Here is a 24476-nt window from a genome sequence, read left to right as displayed (position 1 = left end):
TGAGGCTGATCGAAGCAAGTTGTGCGCCAGCCCTCAAGGCTTGGCGGTCGGCCGGATCGAGTCCCATTCGGTGACGAACGCGGTTTTCGACTTTTTGCTGTACAGGCACAGCTCAGTGCCTTGCTGGCCTTTCATGTGTTTTTGCGGGTATTGGCCTTGCAGCAACACGGCGGTGTAGCCGACGCGGTCATCGAATTGCGCGGGTGTGCCGACGGGTTTGGCGTCTTTCAGGCCGCTGGCCTTGGTGCAGCTGGCGAGCACGGTTTTATCGTAAGCGGCCCAGGCATCGGGGCTGGAGGCGTGGGCCTGTGAGGCCAGGGCGGTGAGGCAGAGCAGGCTTAGGGTGAGGGTTTTCATCGTGGGCGTCCTTGGTCGTGGGTGGCCAAGGTTGGAGTCTGCCCGGGAAGGGAAGTTGCCTGTGCTGGCCTCTTCGCGAGCAGGCTCGCTCCCACAATTTGAAATGCATTCCAGGGTGGGAGCGAGCCTGCTCGCGAAGACGGTCGATCAGTCCGGTACAAGTTCCCGGCGAACCACCATCATCCCGGCACTCTCATACAACCGCTGCGCCCGCAGATTGTCTTCCAGCACCTTCAGATCGACAAATCCTTCGCGCCTTTGCTGAAACACCTTGAATGCATTCAGCAGCAATGCCCGACCCAAACCTCGGCCCTGAGCACGTGGGTGCACCACCAGATTCTTGATGTACGAACTGGTCCAGCATTGCGCCACGCCGATCACGCCTTCGTTATCGCGGGCGATGAAGCACAATTCAGGATCGTATTCGGCATCGCTTTCAAACCGCAGCTGCCACTCCTCCAGTGCCGGCACCCGACCGCCGCCCTCACGGTAGCCGAGTTGCATCAACTGATGCACCGCCGCCGCCAGTTCCGGGCGATAAGTGCTCAACTCAATGCCTTCCGGCCAGTGGATCGGCGGCACGCCTTGGCGAAGGTCGCGCCTCATCAAAAAGCAGTATGTCTGGCCCAAGACTCAGTGACCGTTGGCGGCGACGTGTTTGGCCGCTTCGATCAGGCGCTGGGTCAGTTCCGGCGAGGAGAACTTGGTCAGCACCGCGTTGGCCCCGGCCAGACGCGCTTTCTCGCTGTTCATCGCGCTGTCGAGCGAGGTGTGCAGCAGCACGTAGAGGTGGGCGAAGTCCGGCGTCTCGCGCAGGGTGCGGGTGAAGGCGTAGCCGTCCATCTCGGACATTTCGATGTCGGAGACGATCAGGTTGATCTGTTGCGCGGTGCCTTGCAGATCCAGCAGGCAGTCGATGGCTTCCTTGGCACTGCGCGCGGTGTGGCATTGCAGGCCGAGGTTGCGCAGGGTGTGCACCGATTGCTGCAACGCCACCTGGCTGTCGTCGACCACCAGAATCCGTGCGTTGCCCAGTACCTCGGCGTCTTCCATGCTCAGGTCGGTCGGGGCCATCTCAATCTGCGCCGGGGCGATGCTGTGAATGACTTTCTCGATGTCGAGCACTTGTACCAGTGTGCCGTCGACTGAGGTCACGCCGGTGATGTAGGCGCGCGAGCCGCCGGAGCCGAACGGCGGCGGCTTGATGTCGGTGGTCAGGCAATGGACGATTTTGCTCACCGCCTGAACGTGCAGGCCCTGCTTGGAGCGGCTGACGTCGGTGACGATCAGGCAGCCGCCGTTCGGGTCTTCCAGCGGTCGCTCGCCGATGGCGCGGCTGAGGTCGATCACCGACAGCGACGCGCCGCGCAGGGTGGCGATGCCTTTGATGTGCGGATGCGACTCGGGCATTTTGGTCAGTGGCGGGCAGGGGATGATTTCACTGACTTTCAGCAGGTTGATCGCCATCAGCTTGCCGCTGCGCAAGGTAAACAGCAGAAGCGAAAGTGAATCTGCGCGGGCTTTGGTGGAAGACATATAAACCTTCTGTGGAAAAGGTGATGGGCGAGGGTGCAAATCGCCAGAAACTATTGATGCCGGGTTATCGGCGTTAATGGGGTGGGCTTTAGGTCGGTTATCGGCTGGCGGCAGATCCAAAGCCCCTCACCCCAGCCCTCTCCCGAAGGGAGAGGGGGCCGAACGAGGTGTCTGGCGCTGTACATCGACCTGAATGACCGAGTCGATTATGGATTCAGTACAGATCTTTCACGTCGGCGGAATTCTTGAATATCCCCCAATCAGTCCCCTCTCCCTCCGGGAGAGGGCTAGGGTGAGGGTGTGCTTTTAGCTCTTCATCCCCAACCGCTTGGCCATCCGCCCAAGATTCGCCCGATCCAGGCCCAACTCCCGCGCCGCACTCGCCCAGTTATCCTGATGACGCTCAAGCGCAGCACTGATCAACTGCCGCTGATATTGCTCGGTGGCGCTGCGCAGATCGCCGTTGATCAACGGCATCGCGGGCACCTCGGCAACCGGTTCAGCCGAGTTATCCACAACCTCACGCGGCAGATCCAGATCCGCCGCACTCAAACTGAGTATCTTCGGCCTTACCTTGCAATTACCCAGTGCCTTCAGCGCGCTACGCCCGATCAAATGTTCCAACTCGCGCACGTTGCCCGGCCAAGTGTAGGCGAGCAACGCCTCCTGGGCATCGCTACTCAAACGCAGGCTGTTGAGGCCCATGCGCGAACGGTTCTGTTCCAGAAAGAAGCCGCTGAGCAGCAACACATCGCGGCCGCGATCGCGCAGCGCCGGCACTCGCAGCGGGTACACGCTCAGGCGGTGATAGAAGTCGGCGCGGTAGCGGCCGCTGCGCACTTCTTCGGCCAGATCGCGGTTGGTCGCGGCGATCAGGCGCACATCGACCTGATGTTCCTTGTCCGAGCCGAGCCGCTGCAACTGGCCGCTTTGCAGCACGCGCAGCAACTTGGCCTGTACGGTCAGCGACAGTTCGCCGACTTCATCGAGAAACAGCGTGCCGCCATTGGCCAGTTCGAACTTGCCGCGGCGGTCGCTGGTGGCGCCGGTAAAGGCGCCGCGCACGTGGCCGAACAGTTCGCTTTCGACCAACGTATCGGGCAGAGCGGCGCAGTTGAGGCTGATGATCGGTTTGTCGGCGCGCGGCGAGGCGGCGTGAATCGCTTGCGCCACCAGCTCCTTGCCGACCCCGGTTTCGCCGGTGATCAGCACGGTCAGGTCGCTGCCGCCGACCAGATTGATTTCCTCCACCAGCCGTTTGTGCGCTTTGCTTTGGCCGATCATTTCGCGTTGCTGCTGGCCGCTGGCCTGGCGGTAGACCTCGGCGCGTTGGTGTTCGTCTTCGGCACGCAGCGCTAGGCGCTCAATGCGTTCGGCGGCATTGACCGTGGCCGAGGCGAGACTGGCGAAGGCTTGCAAGGCGTCGAGTTCGATCGGTTCGAAACGCTCCGGATCGAGCGCATCAAGGGTGATCAGGCCCCAGAGTTTTTCATCGACGAACAGCGGACAGCCGAGACAGTCATGTACCTCAAGGTGATCGCCCAGACCATCGACCAAGCCGTCGTAAGGATCGGGCAAGTCGCTGTCGGCGGCGAACCGCGTTGGCCCGGCGCCGTCCAGCAGGATCTCGAATCGGGGATGTTCGCTGACCTTGAAGCGCCGGCCGAGGGTGTCGGTGCTCAAACCATCCACCGCCAGCGGCACCAGCCATTCGCCGTCCAGGCGCAGCAACGCGGCGGCATCGCACGGCAGCAGGGCGCGCATGGCTTCGAGCAGGCGCCGATAGCGCTCGCCCTCGGGCAGTTCGCGGGACAGGTCGGAGACCAGTGGCAGTAGAGCGGTGAGCAGGGATTTGGCGGTCATGGTCTTGTAGTCAAAGAGACTCGATGTAGTCGCGATGACTATAAAACGCTTTGAGTCTAAATGACTACGTAAAAAATAAACCATTGATTTATAAAGATAAATTATCTGGCACGAAAACTGATAAGCCTAAGGTAATTCTCAAAAAGCTCAGGAGTCATTCTTATGCTTAGCGTCCAGGATCGTGCCATCGTCAAATCCACTGTGCCTCTGTTGGAAAGCGGCGGAGAAGCGCTGATCACCCACTTCTACCGCATGATGCTCTCCGAATACCCTGAGGTGCGCCCACTGTTCAACCAGGCGCATCAGGCCAGTGGCGATCAGCCGCGCGCGTTGGCCAATGGTGTGTTGATGTACGCCCGGCACATCGATCAGCTCGACCAGTTGGGCGATTTGGTGGCGAAGATCATCAACAAGCACGTCGCCCTGCAAATCCTCCCGGAGCACTACCCGATTGTCGGCACCTGCCTGCTGCGGGCCATTTCCGAAGTGCTCGGCGACGAGATCGCCACTCCGGAAGTGATGAGCGCGTGGGGCGCGGCGTACGGGCAACTGGCCGAGATTCTGATCGGTGCTGAAGCCGCGATCTACGACCAGAAAGAACAGGCAGTCGGCGGCTGGCGTGGCGCGCGGGAGTTCATCGTGGTGGACAAGGTCGAGGAGAGCGCGGAAATCATTTCGTTCTACTTCGAGCCGGCGGACAAAGGCCCGATCCTTGCCGCAGAACCGGGTCAGTACATTGGCATGAAGCTGATCCTTGATGGCGAAGAAATCCGCCGTAATTACTCACTGTCGGCACTGGCCAATAAAGGTCAGTACCGCATCAGCGTCAAACGCGAACCGGGTGGTCGTGCGTCCAACCACTTGCATGATCAATTGCACGTCGGCGCGAGCATTCAGCTGTTCCCGCCATCGGGCGAGTTCACCCTGACTGCCAGCGACAAGCCGTTGGTGCTGATCAGTGGTGGCGTCGGCATTACCCCGACTCTGGCGATGCTCGAAGCAGCGCTGCAAACCGAGCGCCCGGTGCACTTTATCCACTGCGCGCGCAACGGCAGCGTGCATGCGTTCCGCGACTGGATCGATGGGCTGGCGGCGCGTCATCCGCAGCTCAAGCGCTTCTATTGCTACGCCGAAGACGACGGCGTGAGCCCGGCGGCGGACAAGGTCGGGATCCTCAGCCAAGAGCAATTGGGTGAATGGCTGCCGGCGCAACGTGACGTCGACGCTTACTTCTTGGGGCCGAAGGGCTTCATGGGCGCGATCAAGCGGCATCTGAAAGCGTTGGGCGTGCCGGAGCAGCAGAGCCGGTATGAGTTCTTCGGGCCGGCGGCGGCTTTGGAGTGATCTGAAACCGGGTTGTCTTCATTCGCGAGCAGGCTCGCTCCCACAGGATTTGTGTTCAACGTAGATCCAATGTGGGAGCGAGCCTGCTCGCGAAGGCCGTTACGCGGTCTCGATTCTTAAATTCTGTTTAAAGGTTAATCGTTTCTTAACCGGTTTATCGTTTATTCCCCGATGCTGATGATAGGCGCTCGTTCGTTTAACTGATCAGGATTGCCCCCATGTCGCACATCATCTTCTCCTCTCGTCTGAACCTGGCAATGCTTGGCCTGTCGGCCGCTTTGCTGGCCAGTCCATTTGCTGCGGCCGAATCGGCGTTGATCGCACCACAGACCCTGATCGTTGATCAGAGCCTGCCCAAGGCTCAGCGCGATGCAATGGAGTTGGCGGCGCGGCGTTACGGCAGTTTCTGGAACAGTGGGGAAGAGGCCCTGGCCACGGCAGCCTTGTCGCCGCAGTTTGTCGACAAAACCCCGCCCGAAGGTCGGGTGCAGGGGCCGACCGGGCCGTTGCTGGCATCGAAGTTCTTTCGCACGGCGGTGCCGGACCTGAGCTGCGAGATCGAGCAAATGATCATTGCCGGTGACCGCGTGGTGGTGCATCTGCACTTTCGCGGACACTTCAGTGGGACGTTCAAGGCTCTCAAAGGGCAGGGCCAGCGTGTAGACTTCCGGGCAACCGATATCTATCAGATCGACAACGGTCGCATCGCGGCCAATTGGCATATCGAAGACAACATCAGTCTGATGGCGCAACTGCAAGCGCAGCCGCCAGCCAGCTGAACCATGGACATACAAGGGAAACGCGATGAGCGAGGAAACGATTCGACTGGGACGTGAGCGGCGCTTTCTGGTGCTGCTGGGCATCATCTGTCTGGCACTGATCGGCGGCGCGCTGTACATGCAGATCGTGCTGGGCGAGGCACCATGCCCGCTGTGCATCCTGCAGCGTTATGCATTGCTGCTGATTGCGTTGTTCGCCTTTATCGGCGCGGCCATGCGCACCCGCCGCAGCATCACGGTGTTCGAAGTGCTGGTGGTGATCTGCGCGATCGCCGGCGCCGGTGTTGCCGGGCATCACGTGTACACCCAGTTCTATCCGGCGGTGAGCTGCGGCATCGATGTGTTGCAGCCGATTGTCGATGACCTGCCGCTGGCGAAGATCTTCCCGCTGGGCTTCCAGGTCGATGGTTTCTGCTCGACGCCGTACCCGCCGATCCTTGGTCTGTCGCTGGCGCAATGGGCGCTGGTGGCGTTCGTGCTGGTGGTGATTCTGGTGCCGCTGCTGACCTCGCGTAACCGAAAAGCACTGCGCTGAATCAACTCTTCGGCAGATTGGCCGATACAGAAAACGCCCCGATTTGCGTATCAGCCGATCGGGGCGTTTTGCATTTCAGAGTGTTTGTGAAATCACCGTGACGAACGGCAATGGAGAGTGCGGCAGATGTGCGACATGTTGTCACACGCGCCCTGTCGCAGGGCGTTTCGGCGACCCGGATTGGCGTAATGTTACAAAAAAGGATTGGTCTGTTTCGGCATTTTTCTGGTTTTGCACGCAGGTGCCAGATCAGGCAGTTTTAACAGGCTCTGGCAGATGGCCAGAGGCCTTTGAATATCGGGCTTTGCGCCGATTCGCTGCCGGGAAAATCCCTTCGGAGCTGTCTGAACTGAGGTGTATAGGCCTACATTTTTTGGTGTTTTTGTTGAGAATCGATTTCGATAACATGCGGAACTTTTGCAAAAACGGTGATGGATTGTTGCTCTGAGCGATAAAAATTATTTCGGGATAAGACATGGTGTATAGGGCGCTACCTATCTACAATCGCCCGCACTGAATTCCCGGCACTGTTCAGCCTTTATTAAGGAACTGGACAGGAAGTCGGGTGTCGAGCGGGCCGAAAGGCTTTTGCGACACCCAGGTGTCGGTGCCTTCCAACTTTCCGCACCAAATGGAATTGGTCTGTAACAAGGCCTTTGACCACGAATTCGAATAAGAACTGACCGCTGTCCATGGTTTTGTCGAGCGTCTGACGCGCGACGGGCGGCCCTTATTCAATCCAAAGAAAATGCCAACCCTTGGCAGGGTGAAGTGTTGGCGATCAAAACCCAACTGCATTGCGCAAGCTGCTTTAGAGGTCGTGAGATGAGTAAAAACAGGTACCCCAGATTACTAGGCCTAGTGCCGCTGCTCGGCACGTTGTTGCTGGGAGGCTGCAACATGACCCTGCTCAATCCAACGGGCCAGGTCGGCCTGGAACAGCGCAACCTGATCATCACCGCCACGCTGCTGATGCTGTTGGTCGTTGTGCCGGTTATCGTCATGACCTTCCTGTTCGCCTGGAAGTACCGCGCGTCCAACAAGGATGCCGTCTACACCCCGAAATGGTCGCACTCGACCAAAATCGAAGTGGCGGTCTGGACCATCCCGGTTCTGATCATCATCGCCCTGGGTTACATCACCTACATTTCGACCCACAAACTGGACCCGTACCGTCCGATTGAATCCGACGTCAAGCCGGTGACCATCGAAGTCGTTGCGCTGGACTGGAAGTGGCTGTTCATCTACCCGGAACAAGGCATTGCCACGGTCAACAAGATCGTGTTCCCGGCGCACACCCCGGTCAACTTCCGGATCACCTCCGACGCCGTGATGAACTCGTTTTTCATCCCGGGCCTGGGCGGCCAGATCTACGCGATGGCGGGCATGACCACCAAGCTGCACCTGATCGCTGACCGCAACGCTGAAATGGACGGTATCTCCGCCAACTACAGCGGCGCTGGTTTCACCGGTATGAAATTCAAAGCGATCGCAACTTCTCAGGAAGATTTCGACGCCTGGGTAAGTGAAGTCAAAAAGGCACCTAAACAGCTTGAACCAGCTGAATACGCAGCCCTTGCCAAGCCAAGCCAGAACAATCCAGTCGAGCTCTACTCCTCGGTCACGCCGAACCTGTTCCAGACCATCGTCGACAAGTACGAAGGCATGAAACCGGGCAAGCCGCTGAAGCACGAGAAGAAAGAGAAAGAAGTGGCGGCAACGGACATGGACTCGAATTCGCATTCAGCTGCCGGGGCAGAGGAGTAAACGATGTTTGGTAAATTAAGTTGGGAAGCGATCCCTTTCCACGAGCCGATCGTGATGGTCACCATCTCGATGATCGCGCTCGGTGGTCTGGCGTTGTTCGCTGCAATCACCTACTTCAAGAAGTGGACCTACTTGTGGACCGAGTGGCTGACGTCGGTCGACCACAAGAAAATCGGTGTGATGTACATCATCGTTGCCATGGTCATGCTGCTGCGTGGCTTCGCCGACGCCATCATGATGCGTACCCAGCTGGCCATGGCCACCGAGGGTTCGCCTGGCTACCTGCCGCCTGAACACTATGACCAGATCTTCACCGCTCACGGTGTGATCATGATCATCTTCATGGCGATGCCATTCTTCACCGGCCTGATGAACCTTGCAGTGCCGCTGCAGATCGGCGCGCGTGACGTTGCCTTCCCGTTCCTGAACTCCCTGAGCTTCTGGCTGCTGGTGTCCGGCGTGGTGCTGATCAACCTGTCGCTGGGTGTCGGCGAATTCGCCAAGACCGGCTGGGTTGCCTATCCGCCGCTGTCGGGTCTGCAGTACAGCCCTGGCGTGGGGATGGACTACTACATCTGGGCGCTACAGCTATCCGGGTTAGGTACGACGCTGACGGGGGTCAACTTCCTCGCCACCGTGCTGAAAATGCGTACCCCTGGCATGAAACTGATGGACATGCCGATCTTCACCTGGACCTGCACCTGGGCAAACGTCCTGATCGTGGCTTCGTTCCCGATCCTGACCGCTACCCTGGCACTGCTGACCCTCGACCGTTACATGGATTTCCACATTTTCACCAATGAACTTGGTGGCAATCCAATGATGTACGTCAACCTGTTCTGGGCCTGGGGCCACCCTGAGGTTTACATCCTGATCCTGCCGGCATTCGGCATCTTCTCGGAAGTGATCTCGGCGTTCACCGGCAAGAAACTGTTCGGCCACCACTCGATGATCTACGCTTCGGGCGCGATCTCGGTACTGGGCTTCATGGTTTGGCTGCACCACTTCTTCACCATGGGTTCGGGTGCCAGCGTCAACGCCTTCTTCGGTCTGGCGACGATGCTGATTTCCATCCCGACGGGTGTGAAACTGTTCAACTGGCTGTTCACCATCTACCAGGGCCGTCTGCGCTTCACCAGCCAGGTTCTGTGGACTCTGGGCTTCATGGTGACCTTCGCCATCGGCGGCATGACCGGCGTACTGCTGGCCATCCCGGGTGCTGACTTCGTTCTGCACAACAGCCTGTTCGTGATCGCGCACTTCCACAACGTGATCATCGGCGGCGCGGTATTCGGCTACATCGCAGGTTTCGGCTTCTACTTCCCGAAAGCGTTCGGCTTCAAGCTGCACGAAGGCTGGGGTAAAGCAGCGTTCTGGTTCTGGATCTCGGGCTTCTTCGTCGCGTTCATGCCGCTCTATGCACTGGGCTTCATGGGCATGACCCGTCGTCTGAACGCCACCACCAACCCTGAGTGGGTACCGTACCTGTACGTTGCCATGTTCGGTGCGGTGATGATCGCTGTCGGTATCGCCTGCCAACTGATCCAGCTGTACGTCAGTGTGCGTGACCGCAACAAGCCAGAGAACATGTGCGAACACGGTGACCCGTGGAATGCCCACACTCTGGAATGGTCGACCTCGTCGCCACCTCCGTTCTACAACTTCGCTGTGCTGCCTAAGGCTGACTGCATCGACCCGTTCACCGAAGCCAAGGAAAACGGTACTGCGTACCAGGCTCCGGCCAAGTACGAGCCGATCCACATGCCGAACAACACCGCCACTGGCGTGGTGATGGGCGCACTGCTGACCGTCTTCGGTTTCGCGATGATCTGGCACATCTGGTGGTTGGCGATCGCCAGCCTGGCCGGCACTGTCATCTACTTCGTGATCCACGCCGCACGTGACGACCAGGGCTACATGGTTCCGGTTGAAACGATCGAGCGCATCGAAGCCGAGCAGCACAAGCGTCTGGTCGCGGCAGGGAAAATCCCGGCCAATGCCACCCGTGTAACCTCGTTGGAACAGGCTTAAACCATGTCGAACTTAGTGACCAATGTTGGACACGCCCATGGTGACCATGGGCACGATGACCATCACCACGACTCGGGCGAGATGACCGTATACGGTTTCTGGCTCTACCTGATGACCGACTGCATTCTGTTTGCGTCGATCTTCGCGGTGTACGCAGTACTGGTAAACAACGTCGCCGGTGGCCCGTCGGGCCACGACATTTTCGAACTGCCATACGTGCTGGGCGAAACCGCTCTGCTGTTGTTCAGTTCGATCACCTACGGCTTCGCCATGCTGGCGTTGTACAAAGGCAAGAAGCAGCAGGTTCTGGGCTGGTTGTTCATGACCTTCCTGCTCGGCGCAGGCTTCATCGCCATGGAGATCAACGAGTTCCACCTGCTGATCTCCGAGGGCTTCGGTCCTAGCCGTTCGGGCTTCCTGTCGGCGTTCTTCACCCTGGTCGGTACCCACGGTCTGCACGTATCTGCGGGTCTGATCTGGATGGGCATCATGATGTACCAGGTCAACAAGCACGGCCTGACGGCGACCAACAAGACCCGTCTGAGCTGCCTGAGCCTGTTCTGGCACTTCCTGGACGTGGTGTGGATCTGCGTATTCACCGTTGTTTACCTGATGGGGACTCTGTAATGGCTAATGCACACTCCCATGACAGCCATGATGCTGGCCACGGCAGCGTAAAGTCGTACGCCATCGGCTTCATCCTGTCGGTGATCCTGACTGCCATCCCGTTCGGCCTGGTGATGTTCCCGACCTTGCCGAAGTCGACCACGCTGGCAATCGTTCTGTTGTTCGCAGTCATCCAGGTGATTGTTCACCTGTACTACTTCCTGCACCTGGACCGTTCGATTGCACAACGTAACAACGTGATCGCGTTTGTCTTTACGGCCATCGTGATCCTGCTGCTGGTTGGCCTGTCGCTGTGGATCATGTTCAGCATCCACACGTACATGATGGCGAAGTGAGGTAGACCCGATGTCGCTCAAGCACTTTATCCAAATCACCAAACCGGGGATCATTTTCGGTAACGTGCTTTCTGTGGCAGGCGGGTTCTTCCTGGCCTCGAAAGGGCATGTAGATCTGGCGGTGTTCCTGGCCGCCATGATCGGCACATCCCTGGTTGTGGCCTCCGGTTGCGTGTTCAACAACTGCATCGACCGCGACATCGACCTGAAGATGGAACGCACCAAGAACCGGGTGCTGGTGCAGGGCTTGATCTCCCTGAAACTGGCCCTGGTCTACGCGACCATCCTGGGTGTTCTCGGCGTTGCCTTGTTGTACAAGGTGGCCAACCCGTTGGCCGCCCTGTTCGCGGTAATCGGCTTCATCATCTACGTCGGCTTCTACAGCCTGTACCTCAAGCGCAAGTCGGTGCACGGCACGCTGGTGGGCAGTCTGTCGGGCGCCATGCCGCCGGTGATCGGTTACGTTGCCGTAACCAACAGCTTCGACATGGCCGCACTGACCCTGCTGGTGATGTTCAGCCTGTGGCAGATGCCGCATTCCTACGCCATCGCGATCTTCCGTTTCAACGACTACCTGGCCGCATCGATTCCGGTGCTGCCCGTCAAGCGCGGAATCGAAGTGGCCAAGAAGCACATCCTGCTCTACATCCTGGCGTTCCTCGTGGCGACCTTGATGCTGACCTTCAGCGGTTACGCCGGCATGAGCTACCTCGCCGTTGCCGCAGCCATGGGCATGTACTGGTTGTACATGGCCTGGACCGGCTACAAAGCGGTGGATGACACGGTCTGGGCACGCAAGTTGTTCGTGTTCTCGATCTTCACCATCACCGCCCTGAGCGTCATGATGTCCCTGGACTTCAAGGTGCCGGCCGAGCTGCTGCTGACGTACGCGCCGTAAGGCTGGATGGCTTCACGAAAAACCCCGCACATTGAGAGATGTGCGGGGTTTTTTGTTGGGTAAATTATGCTGAATCGAGGTGACACCATCGCGAGCAGGCTCGCTCCCACAGGGGATTTGTGAACGACGCCAATCAAATGTGGGAGCGAGCCTGCTCGCGATGGCGTGCGCCGCCGATTTCGAAGGTTGCGCAGTACTGGCAAAACACCTAGATTTGGATCCAGTCTTCAATGATAGCGCCATGCCACTTCCTCGGCGCTCAACTGTTCCACTTCGCGATTCTTCATGCACTGATCAAAAGGCTGGGCGAAATGACTGAGAGGATGACCTGCGACGAACGCTTCATTGCCCTGGCACACGAGCTGAACTACGACATCTATGGCGAGAACACCGCCGGCGGCAATTACGCGCCGCTGATCCGGCATCGCGATGAGTTGTACATCAGCGGCATGGTGCCGCGGGTCAATGGCAGGATTCTGTATCCCGGTCGCGTGGGGTTGGAGTTGACCCTCAAGGACGCCCAGGCTGCCGCGAGCATCAGTGCCATGCGCTGCCTGGCGCTGATTGTCGATGCGGTGGGTTCGCTGGACAAGATTCGGGCGTTGTTGCGGGTCACGGTGTATGTGAAGTCGACCCCGGACTTCGTAGACCTGAGCGAAGTGGCCAACGGTGCATCGGATGTATTCAGCCATGTGCTCGGCGATGCCGGCCGGCACACTCGCACTACGGTCGGTGTCTATCAGTTGCCAAAGAACGCCGCGGTTGAAGTCGACATGATCGCGGCGGTGCAGCCGGAAGTCTGACCGTTATGCCGCCCAACAAAAAGCCCCGCCTGAATCTCAGAGCGGGGCTTTTTTGTCGGTGCCGGGATTACTGCGCGGCGATGCTGTAACCATCGAACGCGGTTTGCTGTTGCAGGGCGGTGATAATGTTCTTGCGGTTGATCGCGTGTTCGGTGCCGGCGTTGTCGATGAAGGTCTCGCCCTCCAACTCGGCTTCTTCGCCTTCACCGATGAAGGTGAAACCGAGGAACTCCAGCGCTTCACGGTCAACGTTCAGACGCGAACGCGGCGTGCGCAGCGGCAGGGTCACGCTGCTGCCGTCCTTGCTGATGGTGAAGATTTCCAGTTCTTTCTTCTTGGCAGCCTTGCCCTTGCCGCCACTCGGATTGCTGATCGCCTGGTGGGTCTGATTCAGCACTTTGAGCGCGAGGCCGTAAACGATTTCCTGGAACGCCGGATCGTCCTTGAAGCAGGACAGGATGCGGCCGATCGAGAACTTGCTGCTCAGGTCTTCGAGGGCGGCGAGGTCGGCGGCCTCGGCGTCTTTCAGCGCCTTGAGCTGGCCCATCAGCTCGTAGGCCTTGTCGTCATCGAAGCTGTCGTGCGCCTGACGGATCGCGGCGCGCAGCTCGCGGATCTGGTCACTTTCGCGGGTCGACTGGAAAGCATCCAGCACCATCTCGCTGATGATTTTGGCTTGTGGAAGGTGTTGTGAAAGATTGATGGAGTTTTCGTATTCCGCTTTGGACGATTCGGTGACTACGGATTCAGCGGTGTTGAAATCGGACATTGAAATTTCACTACTTTTTTAACTTGAGTGGAAACGAGAAAGCGCGAGGTCTTTTTCAGGCCGGTTAATTTAGGGGAGCGGGGCGGCGTTGTCACGGAACAACAGTCCGGTGGTGCGGATTATTTGTCTGGCGTGTTCAGGTTCATCGAGCGCACCATCCACTGTTCAGCGGTTTGCTGATCGGTCGGCAGCGTGAAGCGGAAAGTCGCCCCGCGCCCGGCGACATCGATCAACTGAATGTCACGCCCGTGCAGTTGCAGGATGCGGTGGACGATCCGCAGGCCCAGTCCACCGTCACGCCGCGCGCCGCCAATATTGAAAGGACGCAGGAACAGACCTTCGCGCAGATCCGGAGCGATGCCGGGGCCGGTGTCGCTGACCGTGACTTCGACCAAGGCGCCCAGGGGTTTCAAATCCAGCTCGATTTCACCGCCCGCAGGCGTGTGGCGCAAGGCGTTATCCACCAGGTTGGTCAGCACCCGTTCGATCAACCCAAGGTCGGCGCACACCGTCGGCAGGTTCGGACCGAAGCTGGCCTTGAGTTCGACGTGGCGTGCTTCGGCGGCCAGTTCGAATTTCTGGAAGATGTCCTGCAGCAGATCGATCAGCGAGAAGCGCTCCAGTACCGGCTGCACGAAACCGTGCTCCAGACGTACCAGCTCCAGCAGCGATTGCGCCAACCCGCCGACCTTGCGGCTCTGATCCAGCGCGATGCCCAGATACCGGCGGCGTTCTTCGGCGGTGAGTGTGGCGTCCTTGAGCGTCAGGGTTTCCAGATAGCCGTGCAACGAGGCCAGCGGTGTGCGCAGGTCGTGAGAAATGTTCGCCACCAGTTCGCGGCGCTCCTGATCCTGGCGGGTCAACGAGCGCCACTGTTCACCCAGTCGGTTTTGCATCTGCCGGAAGGCGCCATCGAGTACGGCGATTTCATCCGGGTCAGCGCTTTTATCCACAGCCACTGAAGGTGCAGGCAGAGGTTGCGGCGCGCCATCAATGTCGAACCGGCTGACGGTTTCGGTCAATCGGCGCAGTGGCCGGGTGATCAGGTTGAACGCCGTGAGACCCGCGATCAGGCACAACAGCGCCACCAGCCCGATCGACAGCAACGCCGTATTGAGTGCAGCACTGGTCGCGCCCCGTTCAGCGAAGCGATCGTGTTCTTCACTGAGCAACACCACGTACAGATAACCGGCGGGCTTGCCGTTGACCCGTAACGGCGCGGCACTGAAGACCTTGCGCCCGTCGGCACTGCGCGGGTCATCGCCGAGAATAGGCAACGGCTGGTCATCGAGCAGCCGGCGGATCGGCGCCAGATCAACCGTTTCCCGGCGCAGATGTCCTTCCGGTGCCGCATTGCCGACAATCCGTCCCTCGGGGTCGAGCAGGTACACCTCGACACTCGGGTTGACCAGCATCAGCTTGCTGAACAGTTCGCGCACGGCGCCGGGCATCAGGCCATTGCTGTCCATCAGCACCGTGTCATGGGCGATGTGCTGCGCCAGATCCCGCGACAGGCCTTGCACCACTTCCAGTTCATGCATCTTGCTGGAGCGCACCTGCAGCCATGCCGAGGTGCCGCAGCACACCAGCAGCAAAACGGCGAACACCAGCGACAGGCGCTGCGACAGGTTCAGTCTCATGGTTGTTCCGTGCCGAATTTATAGCCGCGACCCCACACAGTGAGGATGCGTGTCGGTTGCGCCGGATCGCTTTCGATTTTCGCCCGCAGGCGATTGATGTGCGTGTTCACCGTGTGTTCATAACCCTCGTGGCTGTAGCCCCACACCGCGTTCAGCAGGTCCATGCGTGAGAACACCTTGCCCGGCTGTCGGGCGAAGAAATACAGCAAGTCGAACTCTCGCGGAGTGAGGTCCAGACGCGCACCGTTGAGGGCGACGTCGCGGGTGATCGGGTCGATGCTCAAACCATCGAGACTGAGGCTGCCGGCGTCCATTTTCAGGTTGCGCGCCATGGCGTCGACCCGGCGCAGCAAGGCTTTGACCCGAGCCACCAGTTCCAGCATTGAAAACGGTTTGGCAAGGTAATCGTCGGCACCCAGCTCCAGACCCAGAATGCGGTGCAATTCGCTGGAGCGGGCGCTGGTGATGATGATCGGCGTATAGCGCGCCATCGCCCGGGCGCGGCGGCAGATTTCCAGGCCGTCGACCCCCGGCAACATCAGGTCGAGGATCAGTGCATCCCATTGTCCCTGTTGCAACAGGCGCATGCCTTCGTCGCCGTCGGCGCTGTGCACGACGTCGTAATGTTCATCGCGCAGGTGCAGGCTAATCAAGTCGGCGATGTGTTGGTCATCCTCGACCACGAGGATGCGTCTGGTTAATTCCATCAAGCTCAATCCTTCGGCGCAGTGAGCGCATTGTGCGGGTTTTCCTCGGGGCGAGTTATCACGAATTCGTTAACTTCCCGTGAGGATTTGGCGATCAACCCAAGCCTAGGCTGTGTTCCATGACAGGCACCTGGAATTTTTGGAGACGGCCATGTTTTCACGGCGACAGATTCTCGTAGCGAGCGGCGGGCTGGGGGTTGCAGCTCTGGTGGCGGGTGTATTGCCAAAATTTTCCTCGGGCTCCGCACTGATCGAGCAAGCCCATGCCGATGAGGTTTTCGAGGTGAGCCACAGCGACAGTGAATGGTACTCGCTGCTCTCGGACGAGCAGTACGCCATCCTGCGCGAAGAAGGCACCGAACGGGCCTATACCAGCCCGCTCAACGACGAGCATCGCAACGGCACATTCGCCTGCGCGGGTTGTGATCTGGCGCTGTTTTCATCGGCGACCAAGTTCGACAGCCGCACGGGCTGGCCGAGTTTCTGGGCACCGTTGGAACATGCGGTGGCCACGCGTCAGGACCGATCGTTCGGTATGTCACGCAATGAAGTGCACTGCCGACGCTGCGGCGGGCACTTGGGACATGTGTTCGACGACGGCCCGAAACCCACCGGCCTGCGCTATTGCATGAATGGCCTGGCGATGACGTTCAAACCCGTGGCGGCATGAGCCATGGCCATTTTTCGATGTTCACTTTCTACAGGACGACACCATGTGGCTCTTGGTTCTCGCTTATCTGGGCGGTGTGCTGACGATCGTCAGTCCGTGCATCCTGCCTGTTCTGCCTTTTGTCTTCGCTCGCACCGGGCAGCCGTTTATCAAGAGTGGCTTGCCGCTCTTGGCCGGGATGGCGCTGACTTTCGCCCTCGTCGCCACACTGGCGGCGGTGGGCGGCGGTTGGGTGGTGCAAGTCAATCAGTACGGGCGCTGGCTCGCGTTGCTGTTCGTTGCACTGTTCGGGCTGACGCTGCTGCTGCCGCGCCTCGCCGAGCGCCTGACGCGACCGCTGGTCTCGGCCGGCAGTCGGTTGTCCGAAGCCGCGGGCCAGGACAATCGTCCGCGTCCCGGCGCCTCGTTTCTGATTGGCGTCGCCACGGGTCTGCTCTGGGCACCGTGCGCCGGGCCCATCCTCGGTTTGATTCTGACCGGAGCCGCGCTGCAAGGGGCAAGCATCGCCACCACGCTGTTGTTGCTCGCCTACGCGGCGGGCGCCGCGACTTCACTGGCGGCGGCGCTGCTGCTGGGCAGTAAGGTCTTTGCGTTGATGAAACGCTCGATCGGTACGGGGGAGTGGATCCGGCGCGGGTTGGGGGCGGCGATGCTGGCGGGTGTCGCAGCGATTGCGCTGGGCCTCGACACCGGGCTGTTGGCGCGGCTGTCGACGGCTTCCACGGGCGGGATTGAACAGGCGCTGGTCGGCAAGCTGTCCAGCAAATCGCCGACGGGCAACGGAACCATGATGGCGCAGATTCCTGCTGCCGGCGGGGCGATGAAAGTTGCCGACAAGGCACCTGGAACACTACCGGTTGAAGGCCAGTTGCCGCCGCTCAATGGCGCCGTGCAATGGCTCAATTCGCCACCGCTGGACGCCCAGGCATTGAAGGGCAAAGTGGTGCTGGTGGATTTTTGGACCTACTCCTGCATCAACTGCCTGCGCACCTTGCCATACGTCAAAGCCTGGGCGGAAAAGTACCGCGATCAAGGCCTGGTAGTGATTGGCGTGCACGCCCCGGAATTCGCTTTCGAGCGCGATGTCGGCAATGTCACTAAAGCCATGAAGGAGCTGGGTATCAACTATCCGGTCGCCATCGATAACGGCTACAAAATCTGGCGTGCTTTCAACAACGAATACTGGCCGGCGCATTATTTTGCCGATGCTCAAGGACGGATTCGTTACCACCATTTTGGCGAAGGGGATTACGCCGAATCGGAACGGGTCATACAGCAGTTGCTGCGTGAGGCCGGGGCGAAAACCGTCGCCGACGGCTTGATCAACGCCGATGCCCAAGGCGTGCAACAGGCGCCGGACATGAATCAGGTGCTGTCACCGGAAACCTACGTCGGCTACCAGCGTGCGGAACATTTCGTACCGGAAACCGGGCTGGTGCCTGACAAGGTCGCGACCTATAACCCACCCGCCAACCTGACCCTGAATGACTGGAGCCTTGGCGGCCAGTGGGCCGTCGGTGCCGAGCAGGCCACCGCCAGCGCGCCGGCCAGTCGCATCGTCTACCGCTTCCACGCCCGCGATCTGCATCTGGTGCTGGGCCCGGGTGCGGATGGCAAACCGGTGCGTTTCAACGTGTCGATTGACGGGCAGGCGCCGGGTGACGCCCACGGTGTCGATGTCGCCGCGGATGGCAGCGGCCGCGTGACCGAGCAGCGCCTGTATCAACTGGTACGGCAAACCGACGAGGTGAAGGATCGCACCTTCACCATCGAATTTCTTGACCCGGGCGTATCGGCTTACGCCTTCACCTTCGGCTGATCGGGAGTGCGCAACATGAAAGCTCAAAACAACTGGCGCCGTGCATTGCTCGGCGTCGCCATGGCAGGTGTGATCGGTCAGTGCTCGGCGTTCTCTTTCGGTGCAGAGGACGCGGTGGCCATCCCGCCGCCAGCCCTCGACGAAACCACTCAGGCGCACAGTGAAACGGCGGTATTCGCCGGTGGTTGTTTCTGGGGCGTACAAGGGGTTTTCCAGCACGTCAAAGGCGTGCAGAAAGCCGTCTCCGGTTATGCCGGAGGTACGGCGAACACGGCGCAATATGAGCGGGTCAGCGAAGGTGATACCGGTCATGCCGAGTCAGTGCAAGTCACCTTCGATCCGACGCAAGTCAGTTACGGCAGCCTGCTGCAGATCTACTTCTCGGTGGCCCACAACCCGACCGAACTCAACCGCCAAGGGCCGGACAGCGGCACGCAATATCGCTCGGCGCTGTTCCCGGTCAATGCCGATCAACAACGGGTGGCCCAGGCCTACATCGCCCAACTCGACGCGGCGCATGCCTACAGCAAACCGATCGTCACCCAACTGGAAACCTACAACGGCTTCTACCCGGCGGAGGACTATCACCAGGATTTCCTCACCGAACACCCGAGCTATCCGTACATCGTGATCAACGACATGCCCAAGGTGGCGCAGTTGAAGCAGTTGTTTGCCCAGCGTTATCAGGAGAAACCGGTGTTGGCGAAAAGCGGGAGTTGATTTCTCACGTGTTACTTGAGCCTTGGGCGCTCCATGGCAATCACCGATGTTTCAAACCCCAAACTGGCAAAAAACGCCTCCGCACCTTCGCGCCCGGCGCGCAGGACCCAAGTGATCTCTGGGTTGTCACCCATGACATGCTCGACCAGCGCGCGGCCGACGCCTGTGCGTCGATGCTGGTCATCGACCACGACCATCGACAGATAACCGTTGGACAAACCATCGGTGATGCCTCGGGCGAAACCGATGATTTGTTCGCCGCTCAGCGCGACCGCAGTGCGTTGCGAGTTTTCGATGAGTTGGGCGAAGTAGTCGCCGGAGCCTGTTCGGTGTCCCCAGCCATGTAGGCCGAGAAACAGCCGAACTGGCTCCACTTCGTCGGGCAACAGATCGCGTACGGTAAGGTCGTTTCTCATCGATAGCAGCATCCTTGTCGGCAATCACCGGAGCGTAGTCGATAGCAATTGAGTCAGGATCTGCCCCAGGTTTTCATCGCGAACTCGACGAAGCGCCGTAGCTTCGGCAAACGATAACGATCCGGCGCGTACAACAGATGCAAAGGGCGGCTCGGGGGCTGGTAATCGGGGATCACCGTCACCAGTTTGCCGTCGCGAAGGTCCTGTTCCACCAGCGCGTCCGGCAGCATGACGATGCCCATCCCAGTGCGCGCTGCCTGATGCAGGCCGGCCGAGGTGTTCATCAGCATCGGGCCGCTGACGTCGACCAGAATCTCGCCGTCCGGGCCGCTGAGGCGCCAGCGTTTTTCCACCGATTGCCAGTCATCGCCGGCAGGGTAGGCGAACGACAGGCAGTCGTGTTGCTGCAGGTCTTGCGGGGTGATCGGCATGCCGCGTCGGGCGACGTAAGCCGGCGAAGCGCACACGGTCAGGGTGTAGTCGATCAGCGGCCGGGCGATCAGGTTCGACTGCTCGAAATGTCCCAGCCGAAACGCTACGTCGAGGCCGCTTTCCAGCAGATCCGGGCGGCGGTTGGTCAGCACCACATCCATTTTCACCTGCGGGTATTGCAGGGAAAATTCACTGAGCGCTGGGGCCAGGCGTTCGACACCAAAGGTCAGCGGCGCGGTGATGCGCAACAGGCCGCGCGGCTCGTCTAGGGCCTGTTCGGCCAAGCGTTCGGAGTCGGCCACCAGACCCAAAACATCCAGACAGCGCTGGTAGTAAACGCTGCCGAACTCGGTCAGTCGCTGGCGGCGGGTGGTGCGCTGCAGCAACTGTACGCCGAGCCGTTGCTCCAGTGCGCGGAGGTGATTTCCGACCATGGTCGTGGACATTTCGCACTGCAACGCAGCTGCCGTCATGCTCCCGGCTTCCACGACCTTCACGTACACGCTCATTGCCTGCAACAGGTCCATTATCAAGCTCAGCTTTTAAATGAATGAAGTTTTACCGAGTTTATCCAGTTCTGGTGGCTAACCATACTGCAAACACACCGACCTTCACTGGAGTTTGAAGTCATGACCGCCGCCCTGATGAACACCTACCAATCGCTGGCTCTGAGTTTTACCAGAGGTCTGGGCACTCGCCTGTGGGATCAGGCCGGTCGTGAATACCTGGATGCCGTCGCCGGGGTTGCGGTGACCAACGTCGGGCACTCGCATCCACGGATCGTCGCGGCCATCAGTGAGCAGGCCGCAATGCTGTTGCACACATCCAACCTTTACAGCATCGACTGGCAGCAACAGCTGGCGCAGAAACTCACGCAGCTGTCGGGAATGGAGCGGGCGTTCTTCAATAACTCGGGTGCTGAGGCTAACGAAACCGCACTGAAACTTGCGCGCTTGTACGGCTGGAGCAAAGGTATCGAACAGCCGCTGGTGGTGGTCATGGCCAACGCATTTCATGGCCGCACGCTCGGCACGTTGTCGGCGAGTGATGGCCCGGCGGTGCGGCTGGGCTTCAATGATCTGCCGGGGGATTTCGTCAAAGTGCCTTTCGGTGATCTGGCGGCGCTGGATCAGCTACAGCACAAGCATGGCGCGCGCATCGTGGCGATTCTGGTCGAGCCGATCCAGGGCGAAAGCGGCGTGCAACTGGCGCCGCCCGGCTACCTCAAAGCTCTGCGGGAAGTGTGCAATCGGCGCGCCTGGCTGCTGATGCTCGACGAAATCCAGACCGGTATCGGCCGCACTGGCCAGTGGTTTGCGTTCCAGCATGAAGGCATCGTGCCGGACGTCATGACCCTGGCCAAAGGGCTCGGCAATGGCGTGCCGATCGGCGCCTGTCTGGCGCGGGGCAGGGCGGCGGATCTGTTCACCCCCGGCAGCCATGGCAGTACGTTCGGCGGTAATCCGCTGGCCTGCCGGGTCGGTTGCACGGTGCTGGATATCATCGAAGAACAGGGCTTGCTGGAAAATGTCCGGGTGCAGGGCGAACGCCTGTTGACCCGACTGCGCGCCGAACTGGCAGACAACCCCAATGTGCTGGCGATTCGCGGGCAGGGCTTGATGATTGGTATCGAGTTGAAGCAGCCGATCCGCGATCTGACGCTGATTGCGGCGCGGGATCATGGATTGCTGATCAACGTGACGCGTGGCAAGACGATACGGCTGTTGCCGCCGCTGACGATTGATGAGCGGGAGGTGGGGATGATTGTCAGAGGTGTGGGGCTGGCGGTCTCAACTGACTGAGAGGCACGAAATTGAACGAAGAGGCGTCCGTATTTGCACGAATTCCATTGTGCATTTCTGCGATAGATCTCAGCAGCCTTCTAGCATTGGCCGGGGAGCTTAAAAGGTAAGTCGTTGTATCGATTTCTAAAGGATCTGGCTTTCTTTTTCGCATGGCTCTGCTTCCTGTGTAAGGCAGGCAGAGTATGAACCAGCGATTCCAGAGATGTTTCCTTAAAAACTGTAATCCCCTTCCGACTACTTTGACGTCTTAAATCCGCTGTATCTGTCAGGAAGTTCGGCGCCTGTTAGCAGGCAGTCGAAAACAATCTCTGGATCTACCTGGCACCAATATACAAATCTCAACTCTTCCAAATTGACCAGTGTCGACTGGGCGTCGACCAGAAAACGCGGCTCCCGCCATTGTTGGGCAACTAAAGCTAGGGCCTGAGGGCCGCGTACGATCCAGGTCGCACATCCACCAGCAATGCTTGGCAGATAACCATTGTGGAGTAGTAGGCGCAGGGCATCCTCCAGGGTTTCACTCACTTGCAGGTTGATCCAGCGCGCATGGGGAGCCTCGCAATCATCGCCGGCATGTACGCTGTCGCGGGTGATAAGTAATCGCGAAGGTATCGTCATTGCAATCTCACTATGGGCAAAAGGAAACCATATCAATCAGGATAATCCCCCAACTCCGGCGCCAGCATCCGCGTCTTCACCGCCCCGTTCGAATTGTGCTGAATGATCTCGCTCGGCTGCCCCTGCGCATTGAAAAACACCTGGCCGATCCCGGCTGAATTCCACAGCCGTTCACCCGCTTCGGCATGTTCCGGGGTATAGGGCACGATGCGCATGCGTCGGCGTTTGGTGAACCAGTTCAACGGCGAGCGCGGCGAATAGAGCCAGCGGTTGATGCGGTCGAACCATTCCAGCAGGGTTTCGGGAACTCGTTCTTGATCCCGCTGCTGGTGATCTGCCAGATCCGTGGCCCGGCCTTGCGGTGTCGGATAAGTACTTCGTAGACGAAGGAATAATGCACGTCGCCGGACAGCACCACGTAGTTTCCGGGTGTGCGGGTGTGTCGGAAAATGTTCAGGATCACCTGCGCCGCACCGCGATGAGCCATCCAGTTTTCGGCGTCGACCAACAGGGGATAGCCGCACCAACTGAAAACTTTCTGCACGGTTTCGATCAACTTCACGCCGAAGATCGGCGCGGGGGAAACGATGATCGCTGACGGATGATCGAGCAGTTCCTGCTGCAGTTCGCTCAGCGCCTCCCAGTCCAGTAAACCGGAGGGTTGCTTGAGTGCCATCTCGCTGCGCCAGCGCCGGGTGCGGGTGTCGAGCACTACCAGCGCCGGGCTGCTCGGCAGCACGAAATGCCAATGCTGAAAGCGCAGCAAATCATCGATCAGCGCGTCCTGCACCGGGCTGTCGAGATATTGATCTTTACCACTGGCGCTCAGGCGGCGAGTGTTCTCCAGCACATCCTTGAACACGTCCGGATTATTGCCCCAGCCCTGACACAACATGTACGCGATCAAGGCGTTGCCGATGATGCGTTTGGAGAACGGATGGCCGTAGGCGGTTTCCTCCCATTGCGCGGAAAGATTCCAGTCATCGGTGATGTCGTGGTCATCGAAAATCATCAGGCTCGGCAGGTGCGCCAGCGCCCGGGCAACGTTGGCCAACCCGGCCTTGAAACCATCGATTCGGGTCTGCTCCAGGGTGTAGCGCTTCAAGCGTTCAGGCGTCAGCGATGGAGCAGCAGGATTGATCAACCCCCAGGCAATCGGCGACCACACCAGCAAATACATCGCCATCACTTCGGCGAACGTCACCAGATGATTGTCAGCACTGCTGCTGGTGAAAATCGGCTTACGTGCACCGCCGAAAAATCGCTCGCGCAAGGTCTCGTTGCTCTCCAGCGCGGGTAACAAGTCCGCACGGTGGTAGTAGCTGGCCGGGTGTTCGTAGAGTTTGGCGCTGTCGCTGACCACCGCGCCTTCGAGATGTTCGTCGAACAGGCCGAGGCGCTCGATCAACGCATGAATCGCCCGCAGCATCGGGCCGGCCACATCGTCGGCGTAGATCTGGTCGCCGCTCATCATCAACAGGGCGGGGCGTTGTTGTGGATCGGTTTCGCCAGACAGCAGTTGATCGACGCACAGCAGACCGTCTGCCGCCGGATGATGTGGCTTGCGGCAGGAGCCATGCAGCAACTGATCAATCCGTGAGCGCACGACAAAGTTCGGGCAAGTAGCATCGCCATACACCAGATGTGGTGCCCAGTCGGCAATTCGCTGCTGGCCATCGATCAGCAAGTCGTAACCCACCACGGTCTCACAGGGCAGGGCGCTGTCGAGCACAACGTCAATCAAATGAACGAACGCATGACGGCCTACAGGAATGACCATGCACTTCCCGGCATCGAGAGAGATGTCTCCTACACCTTGCAGGCGCAAGGTCAGCGACAGTTGACGCGTACCGACCAGCCACAGCACCACTCGCGTTGGTTCCAGCCGTCGCAGCAGCGGGCCGGCCAAAACGGGAGGCAGCGGATTCAGGTCAGCAGGTATCGGGGACATTCAGGGGCAAAGCTCAAGACGCACAGGCTGGCGATGATAGCGCAGCCGGCGCCT

General features: G+C 59.5%; 23 protein-coding genes and 1 pseudogene. 13 read left to right on the top strand and 11 right to left on the bottom strand.

The window, feature by feature from the left end:
• Positions 1–33: 33 nt before the first annotated feature.
• The 4 genes from ACOYXG_RS21730 to norR all read right to left on the bottom strand — a co-directional run bounded on the left by ACOYXG_RS21730 (position 34) and on the right by norR (position 3756).
• Positions 34–357 (bottom strand): hypothetical protein, encoded by a 324-nt coding sequence (locus ACOYXG_RS21730; protein WP_097086192.1) that lies wholly within the window; start codon positions 355–357, stop codon positions 34–36.
• Between the two features lie 147 nt (positions 358–504).
• Positions 505–963, bottom strand: a complete 459-nt coding sequence (locus ACOYXG_RS21725; protein WP_097086191.1) for a GNAT family N-acetyltransferase — start codon at positions 961–963, stop codon at positions 505–507.
• Between the two features lie 27 nt (positions 964–990).
• On the bottom strand, positions 991–1893 hold the full coding sequence (locus ACOYXG_RS21720; protein WP_007968390.1) for a chemotaxis protein CheV: 903 nt from the start codon (positions 1891–1893) through the stop codon (positions 991–993).
• Between the two features lie 306 nt (positions 1894–2199).
• The gene (gene norR, locus ACOYXG_RS21715; RefSeq protein ID WP_460353920.1) at positions 2200–3756 is read right to left on the bottom strand and encodes a nitric oxide reductase transcriptional regulator NorR; all 1557 of its coding nucleotides are present in this window, start codon (positions 3754–3756) and stop codon (positions 2200–2202) included.
• A 162-nt stretch (positions 3757–3918) separates the two neighbouring features.
• On the opposite strand from norR, the gene hmpA reads away from it, so the two are divergent.
• From hmpA to ACOYXG_RS21670, 9 genes are all read left to right on the top strand, one after another.
• Positions 3919–5100 (top strand): NO-inducible flavohemoprotein, encoded by a 1182-nt coding sequence (gene hmpA, locus ACOYXG_RS21710; RefSeq protein WP_108183734.1) that lies wholly within the window; start codon positions 3919–3921, stop codon positions 5098–5100.
• 218 nt (positions 5101–5318) lie between these two features.
• Positions 5319–5879, top strand: a complete 561-nt coding sequence (locus tag ACOYXG_RS21705; protein ID WP_460353918.1) for an ester cyclase — start codon at positions 5319–5321, stop codon at positions 5877–5879.
• 25 nt (positions 5880–5904) lie between these two features.
• Positions 5905–6414, top strand: a complete 510-nt coding sequence (locus ACOYXG_RS21700; protein ID WP_025109264.1) for a disulfide bond formation protein B — start codon at positions 5905–5907, stop codon at positions 6412–6414.
• Between the two features lie 825 nt (positions 6415–7239).
• A complete protein-coding gene (gene cyoA, locus ACOYXG_RS21695) occupies positions 7240–8181 on the top strand; it encodes a ubiquinol oxidase subunit II (protein WP_207847883.1) in 942 nt (313 codons plus the stop codon).
• 3 nt (positions 8182–8184) lie between these two features.
• Positions 8185–10212, top strand: a complete 2028-nt coding sequence (cyoB, locus tag ACOYXG_RS21690; protein WP_007968380.1) for a cytochrome o ubiquinol oxidase subunit I — start codon at positions 8185–8187, stop codon at positions 10210–10212.
• A gap of 3 nt (positions 10213–10215) precedes the next feature.
• A complete protein-coding gene (cyoC, locus tag ACOYXG_RS21685) occupies positions 10216–10839 on the top strand; it encodes a cytochrome o ubiquinol oxidase subunit III (RefSeq protein ID WP_003227982.1) in 624 nt (207 codons plus the stop codon).
• The gene (cyoD, locus tag ACOYXG_RS21680) at positions 10839–11174 is read left to right on the top strand and encodes a cytochrome o ubiquinol oxidase subunit IV (RefSeq protein WP_003227981.1); all 336 of its coding nucleotides are present in this window, start codon (positions 10839–10841) and stop codon (positions 11172–11174) included. Before cyoC ends, cyoD begins: the two co-directional genes overlap by 1 nt.
• A 10-nt stretch (positions 11175–11184) precedes the next feature.
• The gene (gene cyoE / locus ACOYXG_RS21675) at positions 11185–12072 is read left to right on the top strand and encodes a heme o synthase (RefSeq protein ID WP_003227980.1); all 888 of its coding nucleotides are present in this window, start codon (positions 11185–11187) and stop codon (positions 12070–12072) included.
• A gap of 311 nt (positions 12073–12383) precedes the next feature.
• A complete protein-coding gene (locus tag ACOYXG_RS21670) occupies positions 12384–12875 on the top strand; it encodes a RidA family protein (protein ID WP_027612161.1) in 492 nt (163 codons plus the stop codon).
• Between the two features lie 67 nt (positions 12876–12942).
• On the opposite strand, the gene ACOYXG_RS21665 is transcribed toward ACOYXG_RS21670, so the two are convergent.
• From ACOYXG_RS21665 to ACOYXG_RS21655, 3 genes are all read right to left on the bottom strand, one after another.
• The gene (locus tag ACOYXG_RS21665) at positions 12943–13644 is read right to left on the bottom strand and encodes a hypothetical protein (RefSeq protein ID WP_027612160.1); all 702 of its coding nucleotides are present in this window, start codon (positions 13642–13644) and stop codon (positions 12943–12945) included.
• A 119-nt stretch (positions 13645–13763) separates the two neighbouring features.
• The gene (locus ACOYXG_RS21660) at positions 13764–15284 is read right to left on the bottom strand and encodes a sensor histidine kinase (protein ID WP_460353911.1); all 1521 of its coding nucleotides are present in this window, start codon (positions 15282–15284) and stop codon (positions 13764–13766) included.
• The gene (locus ACOYXG_RS21655; protein ID WP_183783914.1) at positions 15281–15991 is read right to left on the bottom strand and encodes a response regulator transcription factor; all 711 of its coding nucleotides are present in this window, start codon (positions 15989–15991) and stop codon (positions 15281–15283) included. Before ACOYXG_RS21655 ends, ACOYXG_RS21660 begins: the two co-directional genes overlap by 4 nt.
• 151 nt (positions 15992–16142) lie before the next feature.
• Here ACOYXG_RS21655 and msrB point away from each other — a divergent pair, with 151 nt between their 5' ends.
• From msrB to msrA, 3 genes are read left to right on the top strand one after another with little or no spacing between them, the layout of a single operon-like run.
• A complete protein-coding gene (msrB, locus tag ACOYXG_RS21650) occupies positions 16143–16661 on the top strand; it encodes a peptide-methionine (R)-S-oxide reductase MsrB (RefSeq protein WP_460353908.1) in 519 nt (172 codons plus the stop codon).
• 43 nt (positions 16662–16704) lie between these two features.
• Positions 16705–18480 carry a cytochrome c biogenesis protein DipZ gene (locus ACOYXG_RS21645; RefSeq protein ID WP_330207599.1) on the top strand — a complete coding sequence of 592 codons (1776 nt, stop codon included), beginning with the start codon at positions 16705–16707 and terminating at the stop codon, positions 18478–18480.
• 15 nt (positions 18481–18495) lie between these two features.
• A complete protein-coding gene (gene msrA / locus ACOYXG_RS21640) occupies positions 18496–19200 on the top strand; it encodes a peptide-methionine (S)-S-oxide reductase MsrA (protein WP_460353904.1) in 705 nt (234 codons plus the stop codon).
• Between the two features lie 11 nt (positions 19201–19211).
• Here msrA and ACOYXG_RS21635 read toward each other — a convergent pair whose 3' ends face one another.
• Both ACOYXG_RS21635 and ACOYXG_RS21630 read right to left on the bottom strand, forming a co-directional pair.
• Positions 19212–19616: a GNAT family N-acetyltransferase gene (locus ACOYXG_RS21635; protein WP_460353901.1), complete on the bottom strand. Its 405-nt coding sequence runs from the start codon at positions 19614–19616 to the stop codon at positions 19212–19214.
• Positions 19617–19669: 53 nt separating this feature from the next.
• The gene (locus tag ACOYXG_RS21630; RefSeq protein ID WP_027612153.1) at positions 19670–20575 is read right to left on the bottom strand and encodes a LysR family transcriptional regulator; all 906 of its coding nucleotides are present in this window, start codon (positions 20573–20575) and stop codon (positions 19670–19672) included.
• A 102-nt stretch (positions 20576–20677) separates the two neighbouring features.
• Between ACOYXG_RS21630 and ACOYXG_RS21625 the strand changes: the two genes are divergently transcribed.
• Complete coding sequence (locus ACOYXG_RS21625; protein WP_460353898.1) at positions 20678–21850, top strand: acetylornithine/succinylornithine family transaminase; 1173 nt, start codon at positions 20678–20680, stop codon at positions 21848–21850.
• 237 nt (positions 21851–22087) lie between these two features.
• Here the strand turns inward: ACOYXG_RS21625 and ACOYXG_RS21620 are convergent, their stop codons facing one another.
• Positions 22088–22471 (bottom strand): hypothetical protein, encoded by a 384-nt coding sequence (locus tag ACOYXG_RS21620; protein ID WP_460353896.1) that lies wholly within the window; start codon positions 22469–22471, stop codon positions 22088–22090.
• A 32-nt stretch (positions 22472–22503) separates the two neighbouring features.
• Positions 22504–24422: pseudogene (locus tag ACOYXG_RS21615) on the bottom strand (alkaline phosphatase D family protein).
• Between the last annotated feature and the right edge of the window lie 54 nt (positions 24423–24476).

The organism is Pseudomonas sp. G3-39 (genome assembly GCF_054790485.1).
This window is presented reverse-complemented; position numbering and strand designations above follow the sequence as displayed.